Origin of the sequence: Pseudoalteromonas sp. P1-8, from assembly GCF_001399985.1 — a bacterium.
Taxonomy (GTDB): Bacteria; Pseudomonadota; Gammaproteobacteria; order Enterobacterales; family Alteromonadaceae; genus Pseudoalteromonas.
Genome location: NZ_LJSO01000006.1, coordinates 57,403 through 79,197 on the forward strand (window position 1 = coordinate 57,403; position 21,795 = coordinate 79,197).

Below are 21,795 nucleotides of genomic sequence, written 5' to 3' on the forward strand. Positions count from 1 at the left end.
TATAGTACGATTTAAAATGTGCAAATACTTTTGCAAAGGTAATTGATATGTAAACACGAAGTGTCAGTGTTTACAATATGTACAGCGTGATTTTAATTTTTTCAAGTTGCCAGTTTTGGCGTTTTTTTCGCTGTTTTTGCTCTATTAGAGAAGTTTTTTGCTTATCTGAAAGTGAGGATTTCCCGGTAAATTTGTTTATTTGTATTACATTTGAGCACTAAAAAGGGCTCTTAAAGAGCCCTTTTTGAGATTACTTGTCTTGTTTACTTAGACCTTCAGTGGTCATGATAATACGTTTAAGTGTGCCATCTTCGTTGTAATAAAGCGGCTCAATCGCCACTGAACGGCGAAAACGCCCGCCACTTGGTTTGCCATCAATTGGTGGTACGGCACCAGTATGGTAAATAAAGTAGTCTTTACCTTTGTATTCGATGATTGATTGGTGGTTGGTTTCGCTGTTACCTGCGATCTCATTCAAGATACCTTTATATTCCCACGGGCCATGAATGCTTTTGCTCATGGCATAACAGATCTTCTCAGGGAACTCACATGCGTACGATACATAGTAGTTGTCGTTTTTCTTATGAACCCATAACGCTTCGGTAAAGTTTGGTAAGTCTAGCGTTTTAATTTCACCATCAAGAGACAGTAAATCGTCGCTTAGCTTTACGTATTTTGGCATTAAGTTACCAAAGAACATGTAAGTATCGCCGTTTTCTTCTGTATAAATAGCAGGGTCGATGTCGTCCCAATCATTTGGCGTATGTTTGGTCATATCATCGGTAACCAGTGCGTGACCAATTGCATCTTTAAATGGACCTGTTGGTGATTTAGAAGTTGCAACACCAATTGCAAAACCTGGTTTTGTGTCGTTGTGACGAACGGTTGTAAAGAAGTAGAAAGTGCCATCACGCTCAATCATGTGTGAAGCCCATGCTTCGCCTTTAGCCCATTTAAAGTCTGTTGCTTTCATGATTGGGCCGTGCTTTTTCCAGTTCACCATATCTGTTGATGAAAAGGCTAACCAGTCATGCATTTCAAAAAACACATCATTATTAGGTGCTTCATCATGGCCTGTATAAAGGTATACGGTGTCATTGTGAACAAGTGCAGCAGGGTCTGCAGTAAATACATCGGTGAATAATGGGTTTTGTGCAACAGCTAAGCTGCTCGAAAAAAGTAATGGTAGCGCCAACGCTTTCAATTTCTTCATGAGTGTCCTTAGTAACTAATAATTGTTGTTTGAACTGCAGCTTTTTCTACCCAGAACTCGCTCTAAGTGACCAGATAATACACTGTGTATGCCTGATTATACTGAGTAACTGATTGTTTACATCGAAACAAACCAGTAAAAGTGCAGCAAAAAATAACTCTATATTGTATTATTGTATTTTAATCATAGTAGCATCAAAATACGCTGGGTAAATAACTTGTTAGCCTTTTTTGTTGCTCTGGATGAGTGAAAGACAAATTAAAACAAGCAAACGAATAATCGCTAAGTGGCTGATAATAATGGGTCTTAATGAATTCCCAAAACAAAAACGCAGCATGCTTTGAGTTTGTAACATGTTATAATTGCAAAGTTTTTTGTAAACATAATGGCAGTTATTTTAATTTGGCTTTTTGAGTTGACTGTTAAATAATCATACAATATGATTAAAGTTCAGGCAGCAATGTATTAACATAAAAATATAGACACACTCGCGCACCGTTTTGACAACACACGATGCACAATGCAGTGGTCACTCTTCGGTAACTGAATGGGGAAAGTTCAGCGGACCGATATAACTATAATTTGGAGAACACCGCTTATGTTTAAAAGAACACACATAGCCAGTGCTGTAGTTATGGCATTTACCTGTCAATTTGCTTTTGCACAGGAGGAAGCACCAAACACTCCTGAGAATAACGTCGATGAGATGGAAGTTATTCAAGTATCAGGTATTCGCGGCAGTTTAAACAAAGCGTTAGATGAAAAACGTGCAAGCGTTCAAATCGTGGATGCAATTGTTGCTGAAGATATTGGTAAATTCCCTGATAACAACGTGGTTGAAGCACTACAACGTGTGACAGGTGTACAAACAACAGGCCGTGGTGCTGGTGAAGTAAGCGCGGTTTCAATCCGTGGTCTTACTGATGTTAATACCACAGTTAATGGTCGCGCTATCTTTACAGGTGCGGGTCGTGATGTGGCGCTGCAAGACATTCCTGCAAGTTTACTTTCAGGCGTAACAGTTTATAAAACCCGTTCGGCGGACCAAATCGAACGCGGTATCGCAGGTGCGATTGATATTAAAACTCACCGTCCTTTCAACTTCGAAGGTGAAAAAGTTGTTTTAGCGGCACGTGCGATTTACTCAGATCAACCAGATGAAGTTGATCCAAATATTAGTGCATTACTCTCTAACCGTTGGGAAATCGACGGCGCTGGTGAATTTGGTGCACTTTTCAATATTTCTTATGCTGAAACACATTACCGCGATGACACCATCACAGCGGGTGCTGCATTCCCATTCTTTACTGATAAACCACAGTACAACTACTCACCGTATTCACGTGTTCCAAATGAATTCTGGACTCAAGGTACTGAGTTAGGTCTACCTACTGCGGCTGGTTCTACTTTAGACGTAAATGGTGAGCCAACTGAATACCTATTAGCACGTGATGCTATTTTTGGTACTTCATTCACCGGTCTTCGTAAGCGCCCGGCAGCGTCTGTATCTTTACAGTGGGCACCAGATGAAACCCTAGAAATCACAGCTGAAGGTTTCTACACAGGTTACGAAAACGAATCGCAAAACGCGATGTGGTTCTCAAATACGTTTGAAAACGGTAACGGCTTCATTGAAACACCAACTGTGTTTGATGGCACTAACGTAGTTAAAGAAAAGCAAGCGATTGGCGCTGGCGGTTTCCAAAGTGGTGACTTTTCATATGGTAAAACAGATAGCTACTTATATGCGCTAGGTGCAGAGTGGCTAGCAAGCGATTACCTAACCATTAATACAGAAGTTGTTTACCAAGACAGTGAGTACGAAACAGATTTCTTCGCAATGCGTTTTGATCGTGTAGCGACGGGTCTTGACGTTGATTTTAATGATAAAGACGGCGTACCAGGCATCGCGTTTTGGGATGATCCAAACACAGCGGTAAACGAAGCAGATATGGCTGCTATCGAAAACTGGAATGCAGGTACTATTTATGACAATGGCGGTGGTAATGCCGGCGATGCACTAACATTCACATTTGATGCTGAATACCTAATTGGTGGTACTTATTTTGATAAAGTGAAATTCGGTGGTCGCTACGAAAAACGAACTGCGCAAGAGTACACACGTGGTCAAGATACTGGTATTGCAAACACATCTGTGGCTAGCTTAATTGAGCAGCTAGCAGCAGCGGGTGCAGCAGGTGATGGTTCTGGTATTGTGTTCCAAGTTGATGATTATTTCGATGGCCGTGCTGACGTATTCGACAGCTTTGTAACTGCTGACGGTGGCTACATGCTTGATAACGGCGATGCTGTTCGTAGCGTATATGGCCTTGAGGCTGAAGATGTATACAAAACATTTGATATCGAAGAAAACTCATACGCGCTATATGCCACAACTAACTTCTTCTTAACGGAAGATATTAGCGGTGAGTTTGGTTTACGTTATGTAAGCTACGAGCAAGATATGGACTTTGTTGCTGAGTCTGGCGGCATGAACTCAAATGTATTTGAAGAAAGCTCAGCAAGTGCTGATAGCAGCGCATTACTACCAAGCTTAGTACTTAACTGGAACATCACTGATGATGTAGTGGGCCGTGTAGCGTACACAGAAACATTACGTATGCCTAACTTTGCTGACTTAAACGCGCTGCAATACTGGTACGATCCTTTAACAGAAGGTGCTACCTACGGTACAGGTAATGGTGGTAACCCAGATCTTAAACCAACAGAATCAAAGAACTACGACGTATCACTTGAATGGTACTTCGCAGATACAAGCTCACTTTACGCGGCTTACTTTAAGCGTGAAATAGAAGGCTTAGTTGTTGCGGGTCGTAAGCAAGTTGTGCGCGAAGGCGATGATGGCGTAACACGCCCATATGTATTAAGTGCACCAGTGAATGCTTCAAACGGTGAACTGTCTGGTTTAGAAGTTGGTTTAGTTTACTTCCCAGAAAACTTACCAGAGTACTTAAACGGCTTTGGTGTGCAAGCAAGCTACACCATGCTTGACTCAGAGCAAGATACACCTGAATTCAATGAGTTAGGTGAAATTTCTGGTTATGTTGATTCACAAATGGCAGGTGTTTCTGATGAATCGTACAGCATCGTAGGTATCTACGAGCGTGATTCATTCGACATGCGTTTATCATATGTATGGCGTTCTGAGTTCTACACAGGTAACGAAGCGGCAATCTTTGCTAACCCGATTCAATTCTGGAATCGTCCAGAGCAAAGCTTAGACTTCCAATTTAGCTACAATGTGAATGATGATTTAGTGGTTACTTTTGATGCAACGAACATCCTAGATGACGTATATCAGAGCTACTACGGTGAAGGTAACGACAACCTATTTAACTTTGGTAACGGTATCTACTCACGTACATTCGCACTAGGTGCACGTTATTCTTTCTAAATTTCTTTTATAGACCTAAAAACCCCGGCTCTGCTGGGGTTTTTTATTGGTTTTTATAAACCAAACCATCGGTCGAAAAGAGTTGCGATTTAATAAGTATGATAATACTATTAATTAGATTAGCATTAAATTTACAAAAATAACGAACGCAATGGCCAAGCTGTGTAATATCTAGGGCTATAAATTTATTTGATACGCAATGTTGAAAGCTTTTTAGCATTGCTTGAAATAGTGAGCGGCGGCTCATTATTGACCAATTAGGGTGTTGTTGTATGGAATCTCAAAAGTTATCCGTTGTAGAAAAGGTCGGCTTTGGCGCCGGCGACATGGCAGTAAATGTCATGGTTGCAGCGTTATTCTATTTTATGTCTTTCTTTTACACCGATATCTACGGGCTTGATCCGGTTGATATGGGTGTGTTGTTCTTAGTGGCGCGTTTTGTTGATGCCTTTACCGATCCATTAATGGGGGTGATCACCGACAAAGTGAAAACCCGTTGGGGTCAGTTCCGTCACTGGTTCTTATTTTTATCTGTTCCATATGGTTTGTCGGTCGTACTGTTATTTACCACGCCTGATTTCGACTACAACATGAAGTTAGCGTGGGCTTATGCCACTTACTTGTTTGCGACCTTGATGTTTACCGGTGTTGCTATTCCTTATATCTCTTACATTGGTGTATTAACTGCCGATCCTAAAGAGCGTTTGTCAGCCAATGGCTACCGTATGTTCTTCGCTAAGATTGCCAATGTAGTGATCGTATTTTCAGTGCCGCTACTTGCCTCATATTGGGGAGATGGCAGCTTGTCGTATGGTTATAAACTGGCAATGGCATTGGTATCGGCATGTGCCGTAGCACTATTTTTGTTTTGCTTCTTTACTACTCGCGAACGTATTACCCATGAGCCACAAACCGAAGGCGTACTTACGCAATTAAAAGTACTTATTAAAAACGATCAATGGTTACTACTGTGTGCAGCATGTGTGCTTGGTACGCTTGGCTATGCGATTCGTGGCAGTGTTGCTATGTATTACGCAACCTATTACTTAGGTGTACCAGATTTAGCAGGTGCCTTTACCAGTGCAGGTATTGCAGCATCTATTGTCTCAATGGTGGCAAGTACGTGGATCACCCAGCGCTACTGTAAAATGAAGCTATTCCGTCAATCACAAATTGCAGTGCTATTTATTTCATTACTAATGTACTTTGTAGTGCAGCCTGGCGATGTGATGACGGCGTTTGTGCTTTATATCATCTTGTCATTTGTGGTTGATTTACATGCGCCAGTGTTCTGGTCTGCAATTGCTGAAGCCGTTGATTACGGTGAAATTAAAGACGGCGTTCGTGCATCGGGTCTATCATTTGGTGGTATTTCATTCTGCCAAAAAGCCGGGGGCGGTTTAGCGGGCTTAGCGGGTGGTTTATTACTGGCATTTTTTGAGTACAAGCCTAACGTTGAGCAAACTGAATTTACCCTTATGGGCTTAGCACTGATGCTAACTATCATTCCGGGTGTTTTCCACGCCTTACTAGGTCTGATTTTGAAAAAATACAAAATTACCGATGAGTACTATACGGATATGGTTATTCATAAGCGCCTACCAAAATAACCACTCTTTAAACGCACACACTAAATAAGTGTGTGCGCTTTGCTCTTTAAAATAATAATTCGCTGGGAGACAACAGTATGAACACATTCAAGGTTAGCTATTTAGCAAGCGTTTGCGCTGCAATATTAACTGTTAGCGGTTGCAGTGAAATGCCAACAGACAGTAAACAAGCCGCTTCAGTGGAGCATGCTGAACATACCAGCGAACAACATTTATTTGCCCTAAATCAAGTAAGTTTAAGCGCCAGCCCATTTTTACATGCGCAGCAAACGAATGTGCGTTATTTATTAGCTCTTCATCCTGATCAGCTGCTTGCTCCTTATCTGCGTGAAGCAGGTCTTGAGCCAAAAGCGCCTAACTATGGCAACTGGGAAAGTACTGGCCTTGATGGCCATATTGGCGGTCATTATCTTTCAGCCTTAAGCCTTGCGTGGGCAGCCACAGGTGACGAAGAATTAAAGCAGCGTTTAGATTATATGCTAAGCGAGCTGGATCGCGCCCAGCAAGCCACTGGTGGTTACTTAGGCGGTATCCCAAATGGCGATGAAATGTGGCAGCAGATTGAAAAAGGTGAAATCAAAGCCGATTTATTCAGCTTAAATGACCGCTGGGTGCCGCTTTATAACATCGATAAAATCTTCCATGGCTTGCGTGATGCATACGACGTTGCTGGCAGTGATAAAGCCAAACAAATGCTATTTAAGTTAGGTGAATGGTTCTTAGCGACCACTGCTAAGCTAACTGATGAACAAGTTCAACAAATGCTGTATTCAGAGCATGGTGGCTTAAATGATGTGTTTGCTGATATGTACTTTATTAGTGACGATGAGCGTTACTTAAAACTAGCCCGTCAGTTCTCTCATAACATCATTATTGAACCCTTATTACACAAAGAAGATAAGTTAACTGGCCTGCATGCAAATACGCAAATTCCAAAAATTATTGGCATGTTGAAAGTAGCAAATGCCAGCGATGATAAAGCATGGCAGAAAGGTGCTGACTTTTTCTGGAAAACAGTCAGCCAAGAGCGCTCAGTATCAATTGGCGGTAACTCGGTACGTGAGCATTTTCATGATAAAAGTGACTTCACGCCAATGGTTGAAGATGTTGAAGGCCCAGAAACCTGCAACACTTACAACATGATGAAACTTAGTAAGTTATTATTTTTAAAAACCGGTGATACGCGTTATTTAGACTATTATGAGCGCGCCACATATAACCATATTTTATCGTCACAACACCCAGAGCATGGCGGTCTTGTTTACTTTACCTCAATGCGCCCTGGGCATTACCGTATGTATTCGTCAGTGCAAGATTCAATGTGGTGTTGTGTAGGCTCAGGTATTGAGAATCACAGCAAATATGGTGAGCTGATTTATAGCAATACCGGTAAAGAGCTTTGGGTAAACTTGTTTATACCTAGCACGTTAAACTGGCAACAGCAGGGTTTGCAAATCACGCAAGAAAGCCAGTTCCCAGATGATAACAAGGTCTCACTGACCGTGAATCGTTTGTCTGAGGGGCAAAGCACTGAGTCGGTGATTCATATTCGTAAACCGTCTTGGCAGCAAGGTGAGCTGAGCTTTACTTTAAATGGACAAGCTGTAAGCGCAACCGAAAAAGATGGTTACTACAGTATCAGCCATGCTTGGCAAAGCGGTGATAAGCTTGCCTTTGAACTTAGTCCTAAGCTTTATACTGAGCAGCTACCTGATGGTCAGCATTATTACTCTGTGATGTATGGGCCTGTTGTAATGGCTACCAAAGTACAAGCATTTGCAAATGAGCAGCTTAACTTTGTTGCTGACAATAGCCGCATGGGCCACATCGCCGCTGGGCCAACTTGTCCGCCAGAGGCTCTTCCAATCATGCTGAGTGAGCCAGAAAAATTTATTGCCGATCTCACTCGTAAACCGGGCCAAGAGCTCGCATTTATCGCCGATAAAAATGTGGCGATTGCCAAGCAAGGTATCGATAACACTAAGAGCACAGAGCTAATTCCGTTCTTCCGCTTACACGATAGTCGCTATCAAGTGTATTGGCCTCAGCAAAGCGAAGCAGAGTTCACGCAATTTGTTGCCGATGCAAAAGCGGCTGAGCAAGCGAAAGAGAAACTTCGTTTATTAACCGTTGATCAAATTACGCCGGGTGAGCAACAACCTGAAGTCGAACACGATTTTAAAGGTGAAGGAACCCGTGCAGGTGTTAATAATGGTCATCACTGGCGCGATGCGACAGGTTGGTTTGAATATCAGCTTAATAACCCAGAACAAAAAGCGGTTGCTTTGCGTGTTCGCTATTTTATTGGCGATGTAGATCGTCATTTCTCTATTAATTTAAATGGTGAGCAATTAGCTGCAGTTAGTTTGCCTGTAGGTAAACCAACGGATGAGTTCTACACCATTGATTACCCATTAACAGAAGCAATGAAAAAGTCGAAAACGTTGACCTTACGTTTTACTGCCGACAAAGATTCTGTTGCCGGTGGTATCTATGGTATTCGTTTAATCAACGCACAATAAAGAGTTGGCTATGTTAAGCAACAATGTATTTGCGACGGCTAAAGAGCATGTTTTACCGTCGCTTTTAGATAACAGCGCTGAGCAACACAGTTTTTACCGAACACCGACAGGGCTCGGTTATAGAGTGATTGAGCAAGGTCAGGGGGATAAACCTAGTTGGGATGCCACTGTGACTGTGCATCAACGCGTTACCCTTACAAATGGTCGGGTGTTGTTTGATACTCGAAAGCAAGGTGCTGCTGTAGAGTACGAAATTGCAGAGGCGATAGTGGGCTTGCAAGAAGCATTGCAATTAATGAATAAAGGCAGCCGCTTTGAGGTGCTAATACCTGCGCATCTTGCACGTGATGTGTACAGCGCATTTATTGAAGAAAAGCATCAGCAAGGCTGCCAAAGCCCCATGCTCGTTGATATTACCTTGGTTGATTTTAGTTAATAACACCTACTTTCAACCTCAAACTAGGTCATTAAAGCAAATAAAAAACCTGCAATTTTTTGCAGGTTTTTTTGTGTGTTGAATAATTACTTTTTAAGTTTGGTTTTAAGCTTATTTAGGTCGGCAGGGTTAACAACCGGCCAACCGTTTTTCCAACTCATAGGTAAAATACGTAGTTTTTGCACGCCGTTATCGGCTGTTTCGTAGGCGTGTAATACTAAATAGTCTTTGCCATCAAAGGTGTACGCAGCGTTATGACCAAGAGCTGCCCAGTCTTTATTACCTTCAATAACTAAACTGCCACCGCCATCAACCATAGAGCGACCTTGTTGATCTAAGTATGGGCCTTCGATGTTTTTGCTGCGACCTACGCGTACGTTGTAAGTGCTCTCTACGCCACGGCAGCATTTATCAAACGAAACAAATAGGTAGTAATAGCCATTCTTTTTAAAGATATAAGGTGCTTCAATCGGGCCATGTTCCGTGTTTGGGCGACTCGCAATGTGATGCCACTTTTCAGGTTTTGCTAAGCGCACCATGTCATCATCAAGTTTTACTAGTTTAAGACCACCCCAGAACGAACCAAAGCTCATCCACGGTGTGCCATTGTCATCTTCGATTATTGCAGGGTCGATAGCGTTCCAATCGTCACGTTCAGGCACTGATTCAACCACTATGCCGTAGTCAATCCACTTGTAATCAGGTGATGATGGGTCAAGTGTTTCATTAACCGTTACACCAATTGCCGAAGTGTTTTTGCCGAATGCAGAGACTGAGTAATAAAGGTAAAACTTACCATTTTTCTCATACACATCAGGTGCCCATAAGTGGCCATCAAAACTTGGTGAAATACGCTTTGCCCAACTTGGCTCATCTTTAAAAACGCGGCCAGTGAGTTTCCAGTTGGTTAAATCTTTAGATTCATAATAGGTAATACCAGGGCCTGTGCTAAATACATAGTACGTATCGCCTTCTTTGGTCATTACCGGATCATGTACTTCAACTTGCTTTGCAGATACGGCTGCGGCAGAAAAAAGTAGCCCTGTTGAAAGCCACTTCATTGCGTGTGTCACCTTACTTACGGGTCTCATGCTTGAATACCTTTTGTTGTTTTAACTCTTGTGTTCATTCAGCTACTATATAATATGTAATACAATATTAACAATAAAATCGAGACGAAATACAGGACACATTATGCTCAAAAATTTATCTCGGCTAACGCTTCTTAGTGCGTTAAGCGCCTCGTCATTGTCAGCCCTTGCTGATGCTAATAGTAGCAAGACTTTAGCGCCAATTGATAACCCCATTGTACTCAAACGGGCTGATCCTTGGTTAGTTCGTGATGATAAAAGTGGCTGTTACACGTTTATAGGTAGTTCGCCGAAATTTGATGAAATTGAGCTGCGCCAAGCTTGTCGTTTAAACGATTTAAAATTAGCTGAGCCGAAGGTTATTTGGCAAAAGCGCGATAAAGGCCCAATGAGTGTCAATATTTGGGCCCCTGAGCTACATCAGATAGATGGCAGTTGGTATATCTACTTCGCCGCAGGTGATATCGAAAAGCCGTTCAGTATTCGCATGTATGCACTTAAAAACGACAGTGCTAATCCGATGCAAGGTGAGTGGCAAGAAATGGGGCAAGTAACTAGTCACCTTGATAGTTTTTCGCTTGATGCCACAAGTTTTACGCACAAGGGTAAGCGTTACATGATTTGGGCGCAGCAGAACCAGCCTGCAACTTATAACTCAGCTTTATGGTTAGCTGAAATGGACTCACCAACATCAATTAAAGAACCCATTATCGCGATTACTGAGCCAACCCTTGATTGGGAAGTGCAAGGCTACAAGGTGAATGAAGGTGCTGCAGTCATCACCCACGGCGATAAAATATTTGTCACTTATTCAGCCAGTGCCACCGATCATCGATATGCGATGGGCTTGCTATGGGCAGATGTGAATGCTGATTTGCTTGATCCTGCTAGTTGGCATAAAAAGGCTGAGCCGGTGTTCACCACCAATGCTGAGCTAGGTCGCTTTGGCCCTGGGCACAACAGTTTTGTAAAAGCTGAAGATGGTGTAACCGATTTAATGATTTATCACAGTCGTGACTATAAAGAGCTGAAAGGCACACCGCTTACAGACCCAAATCGCCATGCGCGAGCACGCATTATTACGTGGGATAAGAACGGTTTTCCAGTGTTTTCACCAGAACTCGCTGATTAAAAAAGGGCGCCAATTGGCGCCCTACAACTTTGGGAACGAACGATTACCAGAAGCGGTAGTAAATAAAGGCAGTAATACCAATAATACCCGCGGTATGAATGTAATCCCACTTATCTAAGCCGGCCGCTACTTCTTTCATAGTTGCTTTATCTAGGCTTGAGAAAGTAAGACCTTTCAATTGTTCTTCGTCTGCTTGTTTGGTGAAAATACTCACCACAATCATAATCGCAACGACCACAACAAATAGCAGAATACAGTAATATAACCAGTTCATTGTGGTGATCCACGCAAATGATGAACCTGTTAAATCATCTTTAAATGGCAGTAACACTAAGCGGATCATACCAAGCACAAAACCTGATACTAAGCCGACAAAACCCGCTGTTGGAGTGATGCGTTTACTACATAAACCTAGTAAAAATACCGCAGCAATACCTGGTGCAATAAGAGACTGCACACTTTGCAGATATTCATAAAGCACATCGGCAATTAAGCTCATGACGGGTATCCACAGAAGGCCTAATACAACAATCACGATAGTGGCAATACGGCCTACTTTCAGAAGGTGCTTCTCAGATGATTCTGGTTTGAATTTTTTATAAAAATCAATGGTAAACAAGGTTGCTGATGAGTTAAATAATGATGCTAAAGAGCTCATAAGAGCCGCTACTAAACCACCGATTACAATCCCCTTTACACCGGCTGGTAATAGCTCAGCAACTAAAGTTGGGAAAGCTTGGTCAGCACTTTCATAGCTAATAATACCTTTAACATTCAATGCGTATGCAATCATGCCTGGTACTAAGAAGATAAATACAGGAAGTAATTTTAAGTAACCGGCGAACATGGTACCGCGACGGGCTTCTTTAATACCTTTTGCAGATAAAACACGTTGTACGATGTATTGGTCGGTACACCAATACCAAAAACCAATAATGAATGAACCAAATACAATGCCAGGCCAAGGGAATTCAGCATCTGAAGCGCTACGAATAAGGTGCATATTAGCATCGTTGATACGCTCAACTTCAGCCCAGCCACCTACTTTATCTAGTCCAACAACTAATATGACTAAGGAGCCAATAATGAGTACAGGGGTCTGCAACACCGAGGTCCACATAATGGCTTTCATACCGCCAAGTACCGTATAAATACCGGTGATCACGACAAGGCCAATAGCTGAAATCCAGAAGAAATCGATGCCCCAAATGCTCTCAATACCTAAGATTGTTTTAAATGCGATGCCGCCAGCATAAACCGTTACCGCAACCTTGGTTAATACATAACTAATCAATGAGATAACAGATAAGAAGGTACGTGATTTAGAGTTAAAGCGGCGCTCTAAGAATTCAGGCATGGTGTAGACTTTACTACTCCAATAGAAAGGTACGAAAATCCAACCGAGCAGTAGAATGATCCACGATTGCATCTCCCAGTGAGCCAGTGCCATACCCGATTGTGCACCTGAACCTGAAAGGCCCACTAAATGTTCCGAGCCAATGTTCGATGCGAAAATAGAGGCACCAATCACTAACCAACTTGCATTACGACCCGCTAAAAAGTAATCAGCGGTGTCTTCTTCTTTTTGTCGCATAGACATCACGACAACGCCTAGTAACAGGACGAAGAATCCTGCTAGCACTGCCCAGTCTAAGGTACTTAGTTCGACCATCGTGTGTTCCACCTAATTTTGAAAGAGAATTTTGCTTTTTTAGTTGTTGAATAAAAATATTATATTATAAATAAGCTAAGTGAAAGAGATTTGTTAAAATAAGGTGACAGTCTGTAGGTGAAATGGTGACTGTATTGTTCGAAATACAGACACTTGTATTAGGTCGTTTTTTGCTTGTTATTGATTTTAATCAATTATTTCCAGGATGACGGAATAGCTTTATAGATGTATCATATTACTCAGATCTTTTGAGGAACACACATGGCGCGTTTAGAAAATTTAAACCTATCACAACAAGTTACCAATGAGCTTGGTAAAGCAATTATTGTTGGTGATTATAACACTGAAACGGGGCTACCAACCGAAGCACAACTTTGTGAAGTGTATGGTATTAGCCGCACAGCTGTTCGTGAAGCAGTGAAAATGCTTGCTGCAAAAGGACTGATTTCTTCTCGTCCACGACAAGGTATTCGTGTTGAGTCGGCGGAGAACTGGAACTTATACGACACAAGCGTATTAAAATGGTTGTTGGAAAGCAGCCCATCACTTTACGTACTTAAAGAATTTCTACAAGTGCGCTTGGCGATTGAGCCACAAGCAGCAGCACTTGCAGCAAGAAAAGGCGACCAAGCAGCCATTGCAGAAATTAAAATGGCACTCGATAAAATGCAAGCGGCTGCAGAAGAGCCAGAAGGCGTAATGCATGAGCCAGATCTTGCCTTCCACACAGCAATTTTACATGCCAGTGGTAACCGTTTTTTCTATCAATTACGTGATTTTATTCGCACCGCATTACATGTGAGTATTCAACATACTACACCTGCTAAGGGCAATAAAAAGGCCATCGCTGAAGAGCACTTTAAAGTGTATAACGCGATTGCGAGCGGTGACCCTGAGCGTGCTAAAAACATGATGACGTACATGATTGATGAAGCAATGGCGTTTATTGAAAAAGAAATCGCTGATAAAGAAGCGGCTCAATAAGTATCACTTTTTGACGTTGTAATTACTTTAAAACAAAAGGTTATCATGCCAAATTCGAACGAGCTAAAAACAGTTTACCCAAGCCTTGCTGGTAAGAGTGTGTTTATTACTGGTGGTGCATCGGGAATTGGTGAAGTAATGGTAACGCGGTTCTGCGAGCAGGGCGCGAAAGTCACCTTTGTTGATATTGCAACTGAGCAAAGCGATGCGTTATGCGCTAAATTAGCGGGTAAATATGAGTTTGACCCGCAGTTTATCCATTGCGATATTCGTGATGTTGAAGCCTTAAAAGCGGCCATTGAGCAAACTCGTCAGCAACAGGGTGACATAGGTGTGTTAATTAATAACGCAGCTGATGACACCCGTCATGCCGCTGAGAATATGGATGTGAAATATTGGGAAGACAAGTTTGCAGTTAATTTGCGCCCGTGTTTCTTTTCATCGCAAGCTGTGGTTGAACAGATGCAGCGTTTAGGTGGTGGTAGCATTATCAATATGGGGTCGGTAAGCTGGCGTATTAAGCAAACAGGTATGCCAGCCTATACAACCGCAAAAGCAGGGATTGAAGGTTTAACCCGTTCATTAGCTGCTTCATATGGTAAAGACAATATTCGTGTGAATTCACTGGTTCCGGGTTGGGTGATGACAGAGCGCCAAATCACTCATTGGCTAACCCCAGAAATGATTGAAGATGTTCGTTTAAGTCAGTGTATTAACGAAACAATTCAACCAGACCATGTGGTAAACGCGGCATTGTTTTTGGCCGCTGATGACAGCCGAATGATGACAGCACAATCATTGATAGTGGATGCAGGTTGGACATAATTTTGCGAAACAATCGTAAGATAACTAGCTTGCAATAAAAATTTTTACATAATTCAAATGATACTATAATAATAAAATATGGGTTGTAGAATCAACAAAGCTCATACTTAGGAAGGTGGTAAGAAAGTTTGACCGACTTTGTACTTGTTTATTTAATTCTGATTATTGGCGCTTGCCTGCAAAGTGTTATTGGCTTTGGTCTAGGCATGCTATGTGTGCCTGTGCTTTACTGGCTTATGCCAGAGCTGGTGCCTGGGCCAATGATTCTGAATGCGCTGTTTTTAACGTCGGTGTTAATGATTAAACACCGCGGCGCGATAGACATGAAACAAACAGGCATTTCCATTATTGGTGGGGCCGTAGGGGTTATTCTTGCCGCTATGGTGATGTGGTATGTCAATGCGAAGCAGTATCAACTCTTGCTAGGTGTGAGTATTTTGGTAGTGGTGGCATTATCCATCATAGGTATGAAACCGAAAATCTCCACCATTACTAGCTTACTCGCGTCAATGTCGTCTGGTTTTTTAGGTACCACAACGTCAGCCGGTGGCGCGCCAATGGGGTTACTCTATCAAGCTGAAGATAAAGACAAAATTAAAGCAAACCTGAGTGCCTTTTTTGTATTTATAAACCTGTTTGGCATTATTGTATTAATGCTGACAGGTTCTGCCGATATGGCCGATGTAAAGCTGTTCTTTTTCTGTTTACCCGCTATTTTAATTGGTTGGGGCTTGTCGTTTGTGATCAACAACAACCTCAATGAAAAGGCCATTCGCGGCATCATCTTGCTGGTTGCTGGCTTATCTGGTCTAGCACTTATTTTCATACACAGATAGAATGAGAATAGTTCAGCAGTTTGTGTAATGAAGCCTATGCTCGATGACACCATTAAAGTAATCATTTCTAGCCAATGCCAGTTGGGCGAAGGTGCCTATTTTGCTAAGGCACATAACTGTTTATTTTGGGTCGATATTTTAGGGCAGCGTTTGTTTCGTTTGCAGTGTCAATCGATGCGAGTTAGCCAGTTTACTATGCCAGAACCGATTTGCTGGGTGATGGAAACCGAGCAAGCTGAATTAATCGCAGGCTTTGCCAAAGGCATTTATAAGCTCAATAGTGAAGACTTTAGCCGCGAACTTCTTTACTCAATCGATCACGAACCCTCACAAAACCGCTTAAACGATGGTAAAACGTCTCGCCAAGGCTTTGGCTTTTTTGGCTCAATGGACTCTCAAGAGCAAACCAATAGTGGCAAGTTATACCGTTTTGGTCATGGCCAGGCTCCGACAGCAGTTGATCATGACTACACCATTAGCAATGGGCCTGCGGTAAGTAAAAATGGCCAGTTTCTATATTCTACAGACTCAGATAAACAAACAATCTACCGCTTCACTCTGAATGAGCATGGCGAGCTTGCAGATAAACACGAGTTTATTCGCTTTACTGACAATATGGGTTTTCCTGATGGCATGACAGTTGATAGCGAAGATCATCTGTGGGTTGCTGCATGGAATGGTTATGGCGTGTATCGTTTTGCTCCAAACGGTGAGCAAGTACAGTTTATTCGCTTACCCGCACCACGTGTTACGAGTGTTGCATTTGTTGGTGAAGAGCTCGCGCACCTGGCGGTGACAACAGCGGCAGTTGGGCTCGAAGACTCAGTACTCGCTGATTACCCTCACAGTGGTGGCGTGTTTATTCTCGAGCCGGGCGTTAAAGGTATTGCTGAAACACTCTTGAAGCTATAGATTTTCCATTACTTGATAACGCAACTCGCCAATAAACGAGCGTGCTGCAGGACCCAGCTTGTCACCGTCTTTAAAGAGCAAATGTAACTTAGCGCTGCGACTGCTGTTATGGGTTAAATTAAGTGCTTTCATTTGCCCTGTCGCAAGTTGTTTTTCTATCGCGACTTTTGGTAACCACGCAAAGCCCAGTCCATTACTGATCATATCAATCGAAGTGCGCATATGAGTGACGGTCCAGCGCTGATCGGCACCTAACCAGCCACCATCTTGTTTGTGCTTATTCGCTGAATCGCGAACTACTATTTGGCGGTGTGATTTTAAATCTTCGAGGGTAATTTCACGCTCTATATCATGCAAGGGGTGCTCTGGGTGGGCGACGGCAATAAACTCGATATCACATAACTCTTCGTGAAAGTTTGCTGCAATTGGAAAGCCGGTAATAGCAATATCAACCTGATCGTTTTCGAGCAGCTCATTGCCCCCCATTAGCACAGATTCATGCAGCTCAATACGCAGTTGAGGGTATTGCGATGACGTGTCGTTAAGTACTTTATAAAGCAGTTGTTGTGGGAAAATAGCATCAACAGCAATGCGTAACTTACTTTCGATACCTTCACCCAAGGTTTGCCCAATGGCCTCAACTTTAGCAGCTTCATCAAGTAAGTAATTAGCACGGCGCAGCATCATTTCGCCGGCTTCAGTGAGCACTGTTTTACGGCCTTGAATGCTGAATAATTTTACATCGAGTGCAGATTCAATTTTGCCAACTGCATTATGAATACTCGATTGGCTTTTATGAATACCTTGTGAGGCTTGGTTAAAGCCTCCAAATTCAACAACAGCACGAAACATGCGCCACTGTTCTAGCGTAATTCTTAGCATGATGTTCCTTTGCTTACTTAACTACCTAATAGTACCTGTAAATGCTGAAAAAGTTTACTTTTTAGGTGAGGGCAACTCAATATACTCAAGCTCATCACCGGGAATTTTAGCAAAACGCTGTGCTTGCCAATCTTGTTTTGCTTGCTCGATGCGCTCTTTGCTGTAAGCGACAAAATTCCAGTGTAAATACGGGACTTTATTGAATTTACTGCCACCGAGTAAAATAAAGCGGCTGTGCACCAGTGTCGTTATTTCGTGTTCGCTGTCATCAAGTAGTACAAAGTCGCCTTGGGTATAGCGAGTATCACCCACACTAATTTCACCATAAATAACATACACAGCGGTTTCATGGTGAGGATACGGTTTAGTAATATGGCTGCCTTGCTCTGCTACCGTATCTACATAAAACATCGGAGAGTAGGTTTTGACAGGGGAGCTTAAGCCATAAGCATCACCGACAATGAGTCGCATCAGCACGCCTTTTTCGATTTTCTCAGGCAATTGTTGTTTTTTGATATGTTCAAAATGCGGTGCTATTTCGGTCATACTTTCAGGTAAAGCAACCCAGCATTGCAGACCATTAATGTCGTGCTCGCTCGCCCGCACTTCAAGGCTTTCTCTTTCTGAGTGAACTATACCGCGACCTGCGGTCATCCAGTTAACATCGCCGGGTTCTATTTGCAGGCTATTACCTAGCGAATCGCGATGGTAAATACTGCCAGTAAATAAATAAGTGAGCGTTGATAAGCCAATATGAGGGTGAGGCCTCACATTTATGCCTTCCCCGCGAGGAAAGTGATTTGGCCCCATGTGGTCAAAAAAGATAAATGGGCCAACCATTTTTTTGTCAAAATGAGGCAAGATGCGTTTCACATCGAGCCCACCAATATCATGGCTGGTTGCTGTTAATAACGTTGCCATATTCGCGCCCTCTTAAAAACAAATTCAGCCAACAACCTAGGTTATTGGCTGGGATAAATATTATGCCTGACTACGTTTTAACACTAGTTGATCTAGGCTTATTTTGCCTGCACCAACACTGGCTAATGCTAAAAAGCCGCCTGCCATCGCAATGTTTTTGTAGAACATTAAAAATTGCATTTGATCATCAAGTTGAAAGTGGAATAACAAAGCACTAACTAGGCTGAAACCAGCAAAAGCGACAGCGGTTAGTTGTGTTAAAAAGCCGAGTAAAATAAATAATCCGCCAACAACTTCAAAGGCAATCACAAACGGCAGTAAGAACTCTGGTAAACCTACTGATGCCATGTACTGTGCTGTTGCATCAAAAAATTCTATTTTGCTAAAGCCGGTTAGTAAAAAGATGGCCGATAAACCAATACGTGCCAATAAAGTGCTAATATTTTGTAAGTGTGGTTGAGCTGAGATTAAAGTAAAAAGTTTCATAGTAGGTATCCTGTTTAGTTAAGCAGTGTGTCTGCGATGGAGTAACTATAAGTTCACTTTAAAAGAATTAAAAATTGTAAAATTAGCGTTTATTATTCTTTAAAAAAGAATTTAAAAGGAGGTTGAATATGAAGTTGTTGTTATTAATAGGGTTTTGTTTTTCGGTGGCTACAAGTAGCTTGGTGTTTGCCGAACAAAATTTACCAAATAGTCGTCATTATGAGTTGCTAGCTTCAGATATTGCGGTGCAGCAAAGCTGGCAAGTTAAAGACACAATTAAAGGTTATGAGATGCTGGAATATCAAATTAACCTTAATAAAGGCACTACTTTAAAGGTTGATTTTGCTCCATCAAATTCAAGCAACTACTTTAATATTTTACCAAAAGGCAACCCAACTGCTTTGTTTGTTGGCCCGGCAAAAGGTGATCATGCCGAGCTTACAATTCCTGATAATGGCGATTATGTGATTCGGGTGTTTCTCATGCGCAATGCTGCGCGCAGTGATGAGCAAAGTGAATTTACTGCCGATATCTCGGTATTAAAAAGTACATTAAAAGGCATGCATCCAAGCTGGGATGTCGATGGTGATGGGGTAAATGATTGCGAGAAAGACGGTAGCTGCGATCACACGGTTGACTACAGCCTTCCTCGTAAGTCGAATTAGGCCTTTGCTAAGGCCTAATCAGCATATTATTCAGGCGCTACTTCAAGCGTTGTGAACAATGAATAGCGTACGTTATCGATATCAGCCTCTGTTGGCTTTTGATTTACAGATGCTTCAATCAAATACATATCAGCGTGAGCGAATGTCACAGTAAAGAAACCTTTTTTATCGGTTGTTACTTTAACTTCGTCACGCTCATTACGGTAGCGAGCACTACCACGAACAATAGCAAGCTCAACGTCAGCAGCTGGTTTGCCATCCATTAGTAATTGGAACTTAGCTTCTTCACCAGCAAATAGATCGTTCGGGTGAGTAGGGCCAGAAATTTCTAAGCCTTGACCAAGCAATGTTGGCTTAGAAGTACCATTACGGCTAACAAAAGTATCAACAGTTGCGATTGATTTTACAGTGCGCACGTCGGTTGCGCCTGCTGGTAGGTCTGCTTCTTTTTTACCTGCGAACACACGACCACGATTGCCATCTTTATCTTTATAGAAAGTCATTAGCATTGGTTTTTGCTGCATAGCAATATGGTAAGTACCGTCTTGCGTTAAGCTCACTGCCGCTGAGTTTTTGCGTTTTAAATAGTATGCGCGAATCGTTTCTTCAACCGGCTTGCCATTTGGAGCAAGGGCAATTAATAGGTTGTCGTCATACTCAGCGCCCTTTTGTTTTGGGCGGTATGCTTTATCTGGGCTAAACAACTCATTTGAAATACTGGCATCGATCATCACATAGTGAGTTTTCTCACCAGATAAAGAAGTGTGAGATGGCATTAACCAACGGGCGTGTGCTTGTGCATAGCCAGATGCAATTGCTGTGAAGGTCACGGCGCCGATCAGCGCCGTCTTTAATAATTTTAATTTCATTGTTTGTCCTTAATTACTGGTAATGGTAACAAAGCTAGTCGCGAACTCTTTTTCGCCTTTAATAGTGACTTTGCCGTCTTTCGTTAAGTCGATTTCAACGCGGGTGTAATCCCGGCCACCTTCTTCACGTACAACTTCAACATTTAGTAGGTAGCTACCAGGTTTAACTGGATTACCTTTTAAATCTTTACCTTGCCACTCAATGGTGTAAGTGCCTGGGCGTTTTGTTGCACCTGTTACACCATCAAAGCTGTCGTTGCTACGACCTGCTTTTCGCCACCACTGACGTAAGTCTTTAAACCATTCAGCTTTTTCGACCCAAAGTGCAATAGTGGTAACGTGTTTACGTTCAGGTGTTTCTAGCCATAACGCCACGTAAGGGCGATGATATGGAGAAACATCTAGCTCAGGTAAGGTAAATTCAACGGTTAGGTTGGGATCTTTTGCAAAGCTCAGTGGGCTGAACAAACAGCCAATTAGTAGAGCAACGAGTAAGTGGGCTTTTTTCATTAAGATACTCCTTTAAGTTGAGGCACCCAAACTAGATAAATAACCAAAGGCGTGGCAACACCAAGCAGCGTTAACCAAAGGCCTGCGGCACGTTTTTTACGGTTTTGAAAGAGAATAAATAATCCGGTTATAGCAAACAGAATCATCAAAACAGCTGAGATATCAATCACCCAGCTCCATGCTTCGCCTGTATGGCGGCCTTTGTGTAAGTCACCAATCAGACTCATAAAGCCACCAGTTTGATAATCAATATTAAGTTCACCGGTTTGAAAATCGATTTCGGCGTAGGCAAAGCCAGCCGGAAGCGGGTAGTCGAGCATTACCAAGGCATCTTCTTTTTCCCACTCAATACTTTTTACATTGTTGAGTGAAAACTGCTGTTGCATGTATTGCTCTATTTCAGGGTAAAGGCTTGGTAATGTATCGAGGTTTGCTTGTGCTTTTTCGAATAGCTCTGCAGAAACAAGTAGTTGGTTCTGACCATTATGTTTATCATTTTCGAGCCAACTAACGTGGTTAAGAATGATGCCACTGACACAAAACAAAATAAGCAAAAAGAATAAGGCCGTTGAAAGGTATATGTGTAAGGCGCGGCTAACGCTATAAAAGCTGCGTTTGTTAAATGAGAACATAATGCGGTTTATTCGTTAAAGATACAAATATGATAATGATTTGTATTACTGATAACAAGCAGGTTTACGTTCTTTACATTTCTTTGTGCTAGAAATGAATAGCGAGGTAAGCCATAACAGCTAGTTGCGAACTGAGAAAACAAGCAAGCAACATCAAGCGCATCTGTGTGGTTATATTAACT

General features: G+C 42.2%; 19 protein-coding genes. 10 read left to right on the top strand and 9 right to left on the bottom strand.

Translation table 11 applies throughout. From position 1 onward, the window contains the following. Window positions 1-250 precede the first annotated feature (250 nt). Window positions 251-1,213, bottom strand: coding sequence for a glycoside hydrolase family 43 protein (locus AN213_RS09965; RefSeq protein ID WP_054562986.1), 963 nt, complete (start codon window positions 1,211-1,213; stop codon window positions 251-253). 598 nt (window positions 1,214-1,811) lie between these two features. On the opposite strand from AN213_RS09965, the gene AN213_RS09970 reads away from it, so the two are divergent. The 4 genes from AN213_RS09970 to AN213_RS09990 all read left to right on the top strand — a co-directional run bounded on the left by AN213_RS09970 (window position 1,812) and on the right by AN213_RS09990 (window position 9,196). Then, complete coding sequence (locus tag AN213_RS09970) at window positions 1,812-4,628, top strand: TonB-dependent receptor (RefSeq protein WP_055198532.1); 2,817 nt, start codon at window positions 1,812-1,814, stop codon at window positions 4,626-4,628. A gap of 272 nt (window positions 4,629-4,900) precedes the next feature. Then, entirely contained in the window at window positions 4,901-6,238 is a 1,338-nt protein-coding gene (locus tag AN213_RS09980) for an MFS transporter (protein WP_054562984.1), read from the top strand. Between the two features lie 77 nt (window positions 6,239-6,315). Further along, window positions 6,316-8,760, top strand: a complete 2,445-nt coding sequence (locus AN213_RS09985) for a glycoside hydrolase family 127 protein (RefSeq protein ID WP_055198534.1) — start codon at window positions 6,316-6,318, stop codon at window positions 8,758-8,760. Between the two features lie 10 nt (window positions 8,761-8,770). Next, window positions 8,771-9,196, top strand: a complete 426-nt coding sequence (locus AN213_RS09990) for an FKBP-type peptidyl-prolyl cis-trans isomerase (RefSeq protein WP_055198536.1) — start codon at window positions 8,771-8,773, stop codon at window positions 9,194-9,196. Window positions 9,197-9,282: 86 nt separating this feature from the next. Here AN213_RS09990 and AN213_RS09995 read toward each other — a convergent pair whose 3' ends face one another. Continuing rightward, entirely contained in the window at window positions 9,283-10,257 is a 975-nt protein-coding gene (locus AN213_RS09995; RefSeq protein WP_236702910.1) for an arabinan endo-1,5-alpha-L-arabinosidase, read from the bottom strand. Window positions 10,258-10,390: 133 nt separating this feature from the next. Between AN213_RS09995 and AN213_RS10000 the strand changes: the two genes are divergently transcribed. Further along, window positions 10,391-11,419 (top strand): family 43 glycosylhydrolase, encoded by a 1,029-nt coding sequence (locus tag AN213_RS10000; protein ID WP_055198540.1) that lies wholly within the window; start codon window positions 10,391-10,393, stop codon window positions 11,417-11,419. A 43-nt stretch (window positions 11,420-11,462) separates the two neighbouring features. On the opposite strand, the gene AN213_RS10005 is transcribed toward AN213_RS10000, so the two are convergent. Continuing rightward, the gene (locus AN213_RS10005; RefSeq protein WP_055020596.1) at window positions 11,463-13,091 is read right to left on the bottom strand and encodes a sodium:solute symporter; all 1,629 of its coding nucleotides are present in this window, start codon (window positions 13,089-13,091) and stop codon (window positions 11,463-11,465) included. Between the two features lie 261 nt (window positions 13,092-13,352). On the opposite strand from AN213_RS10005, the gene AN213_RS10010 reads away from it, so the two are divergent. From AN213_RS10010 to AN213_RS10025, 4 genes are all read left to right on the top strand, one after another. Next, window positions 13,353-14,075, top strand: a complete 723-nt coding sequence (locus AN213_RS10010) for a FadR/GntR family transcriptional regulator (protein WP_054552285.1) — start codon at window positions 13,353-13,355, stop codon at window positions 14,073-14,075. A 45-nt stretch (window positions 14,076-14,120) separates the two neighbouring features. Then, window positions 14,121-14,900: an SDR family NAD(P)-dependent oxidoreductase gene (locus AN213_RS10015; RefSeq protein WP_054562977.1), complete on the top strand. Its 780-nt coding sequence runs from the start codon at window positions 14,121-14,123 to the stop codon at window positions 14,898-14,900. 128 nt (window positions 14,901-15,028) lie between these two features. Continuing rightward, window positions 15,029-15,736, top strand: a complete 708-nt coding sequence (locus tag AN213_RS10020) for a sulfite exporter TauE/SafE family protein (RefSeq protein WP_055198542.1) — start codon at window positions 15,029-15,031, stop codon at window positions 15,734-15,736. Between the two features lie 27 nt (window positions 15,737-15,763). Continuing rightward, the gene (locus AN213_RS10025; protein WP_236702911.1) at window positions 15,764-16,648 is read left to right on the top strand and encodes an SMP-30/gluconolactonase/LRE family protein; all 885 of its coding nucleotides are present in this window, start codon (window positions 15,764-15,766) and stop codon (window positions 16,646-16,648) included. Here the strand turns inward: AN213_RS10025 and AN213_RS10030 are convergent. From AN213_RS10030 to AN213_RS10040, 3 genes are read right to left on the bottom strand one after another with little or no spacing between them, the layout of a single operon-like run. Beyond that, on the bottom strand, window positions 16,643-17,530 hold the full coding sequence (locus AN213_RS10030) for a LysR family transcriptional regulator (protein ID WP_055198544.1): 888 nt from the start codon (window positions 17,528-17,530) through the stop codon (window positions 16,643-16,645). The two genes, AN213_RS10025 and AN213_RS10030, sit on opposite strands and share 6 nt — an antisense overlap. A 54-nt stretch (window positions 17,531-17,584) precedes the next feature. Next, window positions 17,585-18,451 (bottom strand): pirin family protein, encoded by an 867-nt coding sequence (locus AN213_RS10035; protein ID WP_055198545.1) that lies wholly within the window; start codon window positions 18,449-18,451, stop codon window positions 17,585-17,587. A gap of 60 nt (window positions 18,452-18,511) precedes the next feature. Further along, window positions 18,512-18,937 carry a DoxX family protein gene (locus AN213_RS10040; RefSeq protein WP_055198547.1) on the bottom strand — a complete coding sequence of 142 codons (426 nt, stop codon included), beginning with the start codon at window positions 18,935-18,937 and terminating at the stop codon, window positions 18,512-18,514. Between the two features lie 128 nt (window positions 18,938-19,065). On the opposite strand from AN213_RS10040, the gene AN213_RS10045 reads away from it, so the two are divergent. Beyond that, window positions 19,066-19,602, top strand: coding sequence for a hypothetical protein (locus tag AN213_RS10045; RefSeq protein WP_055198549.1), 537 nt, complete (start codon window positions 19,066-19,068; stop codon window positions 19,600-19,602). Window positions 19,603-19,628: 26 nt separating this feature from the next. On the opposite strand, the gene AN213_RS10050 is transcribed toward AN213_RS10045, so the two are convergent. The 3 genes from AN213_RS10050 to AN213_RS10060 are packed head-to-tail and all read right to left on the bottom strand — an operon-like array spanning window position 19,629 to window position 21,613. Then, window positions 19,629-20,471, bottom strand: a complete 843-nt coding sequence (locus AN213_RS10050) for a DUF4198 domain-containing protein (protein ID WP_054562971.1) — start codon at window positions 20,469-20,471, stop codon at window positions 19,629-19,631. 9 nt (window positions 20,472-20,480) lie between these two features. Continuing rightward, on the bottom strand, window positions 20,481-20,981 hold the full coding sequence (locus AN213_RS10055; RefSeq protein WP_055198551.1) for a DUF2271 domain-containing protein: 501 nt from the start codon (window positions 20,979-20,981) through the stop codon (window positions 20,481-20,483). After that, entirely contained in the window at window positions 20,981-21,613 is a 633-nt protein-coding gene (locus AN213_RS10060; protein WP_055198552.1) for a PepSY-associated TM helix domain-containing protein, read from the bottom strand. Before AN213_RS10060 ends, AN213_RS10055 begins: the two co-directional genes overlap by 1 nt. Between the last annotated feature and the right edge of the window lie 182 nt (window positions 21,614-21,795).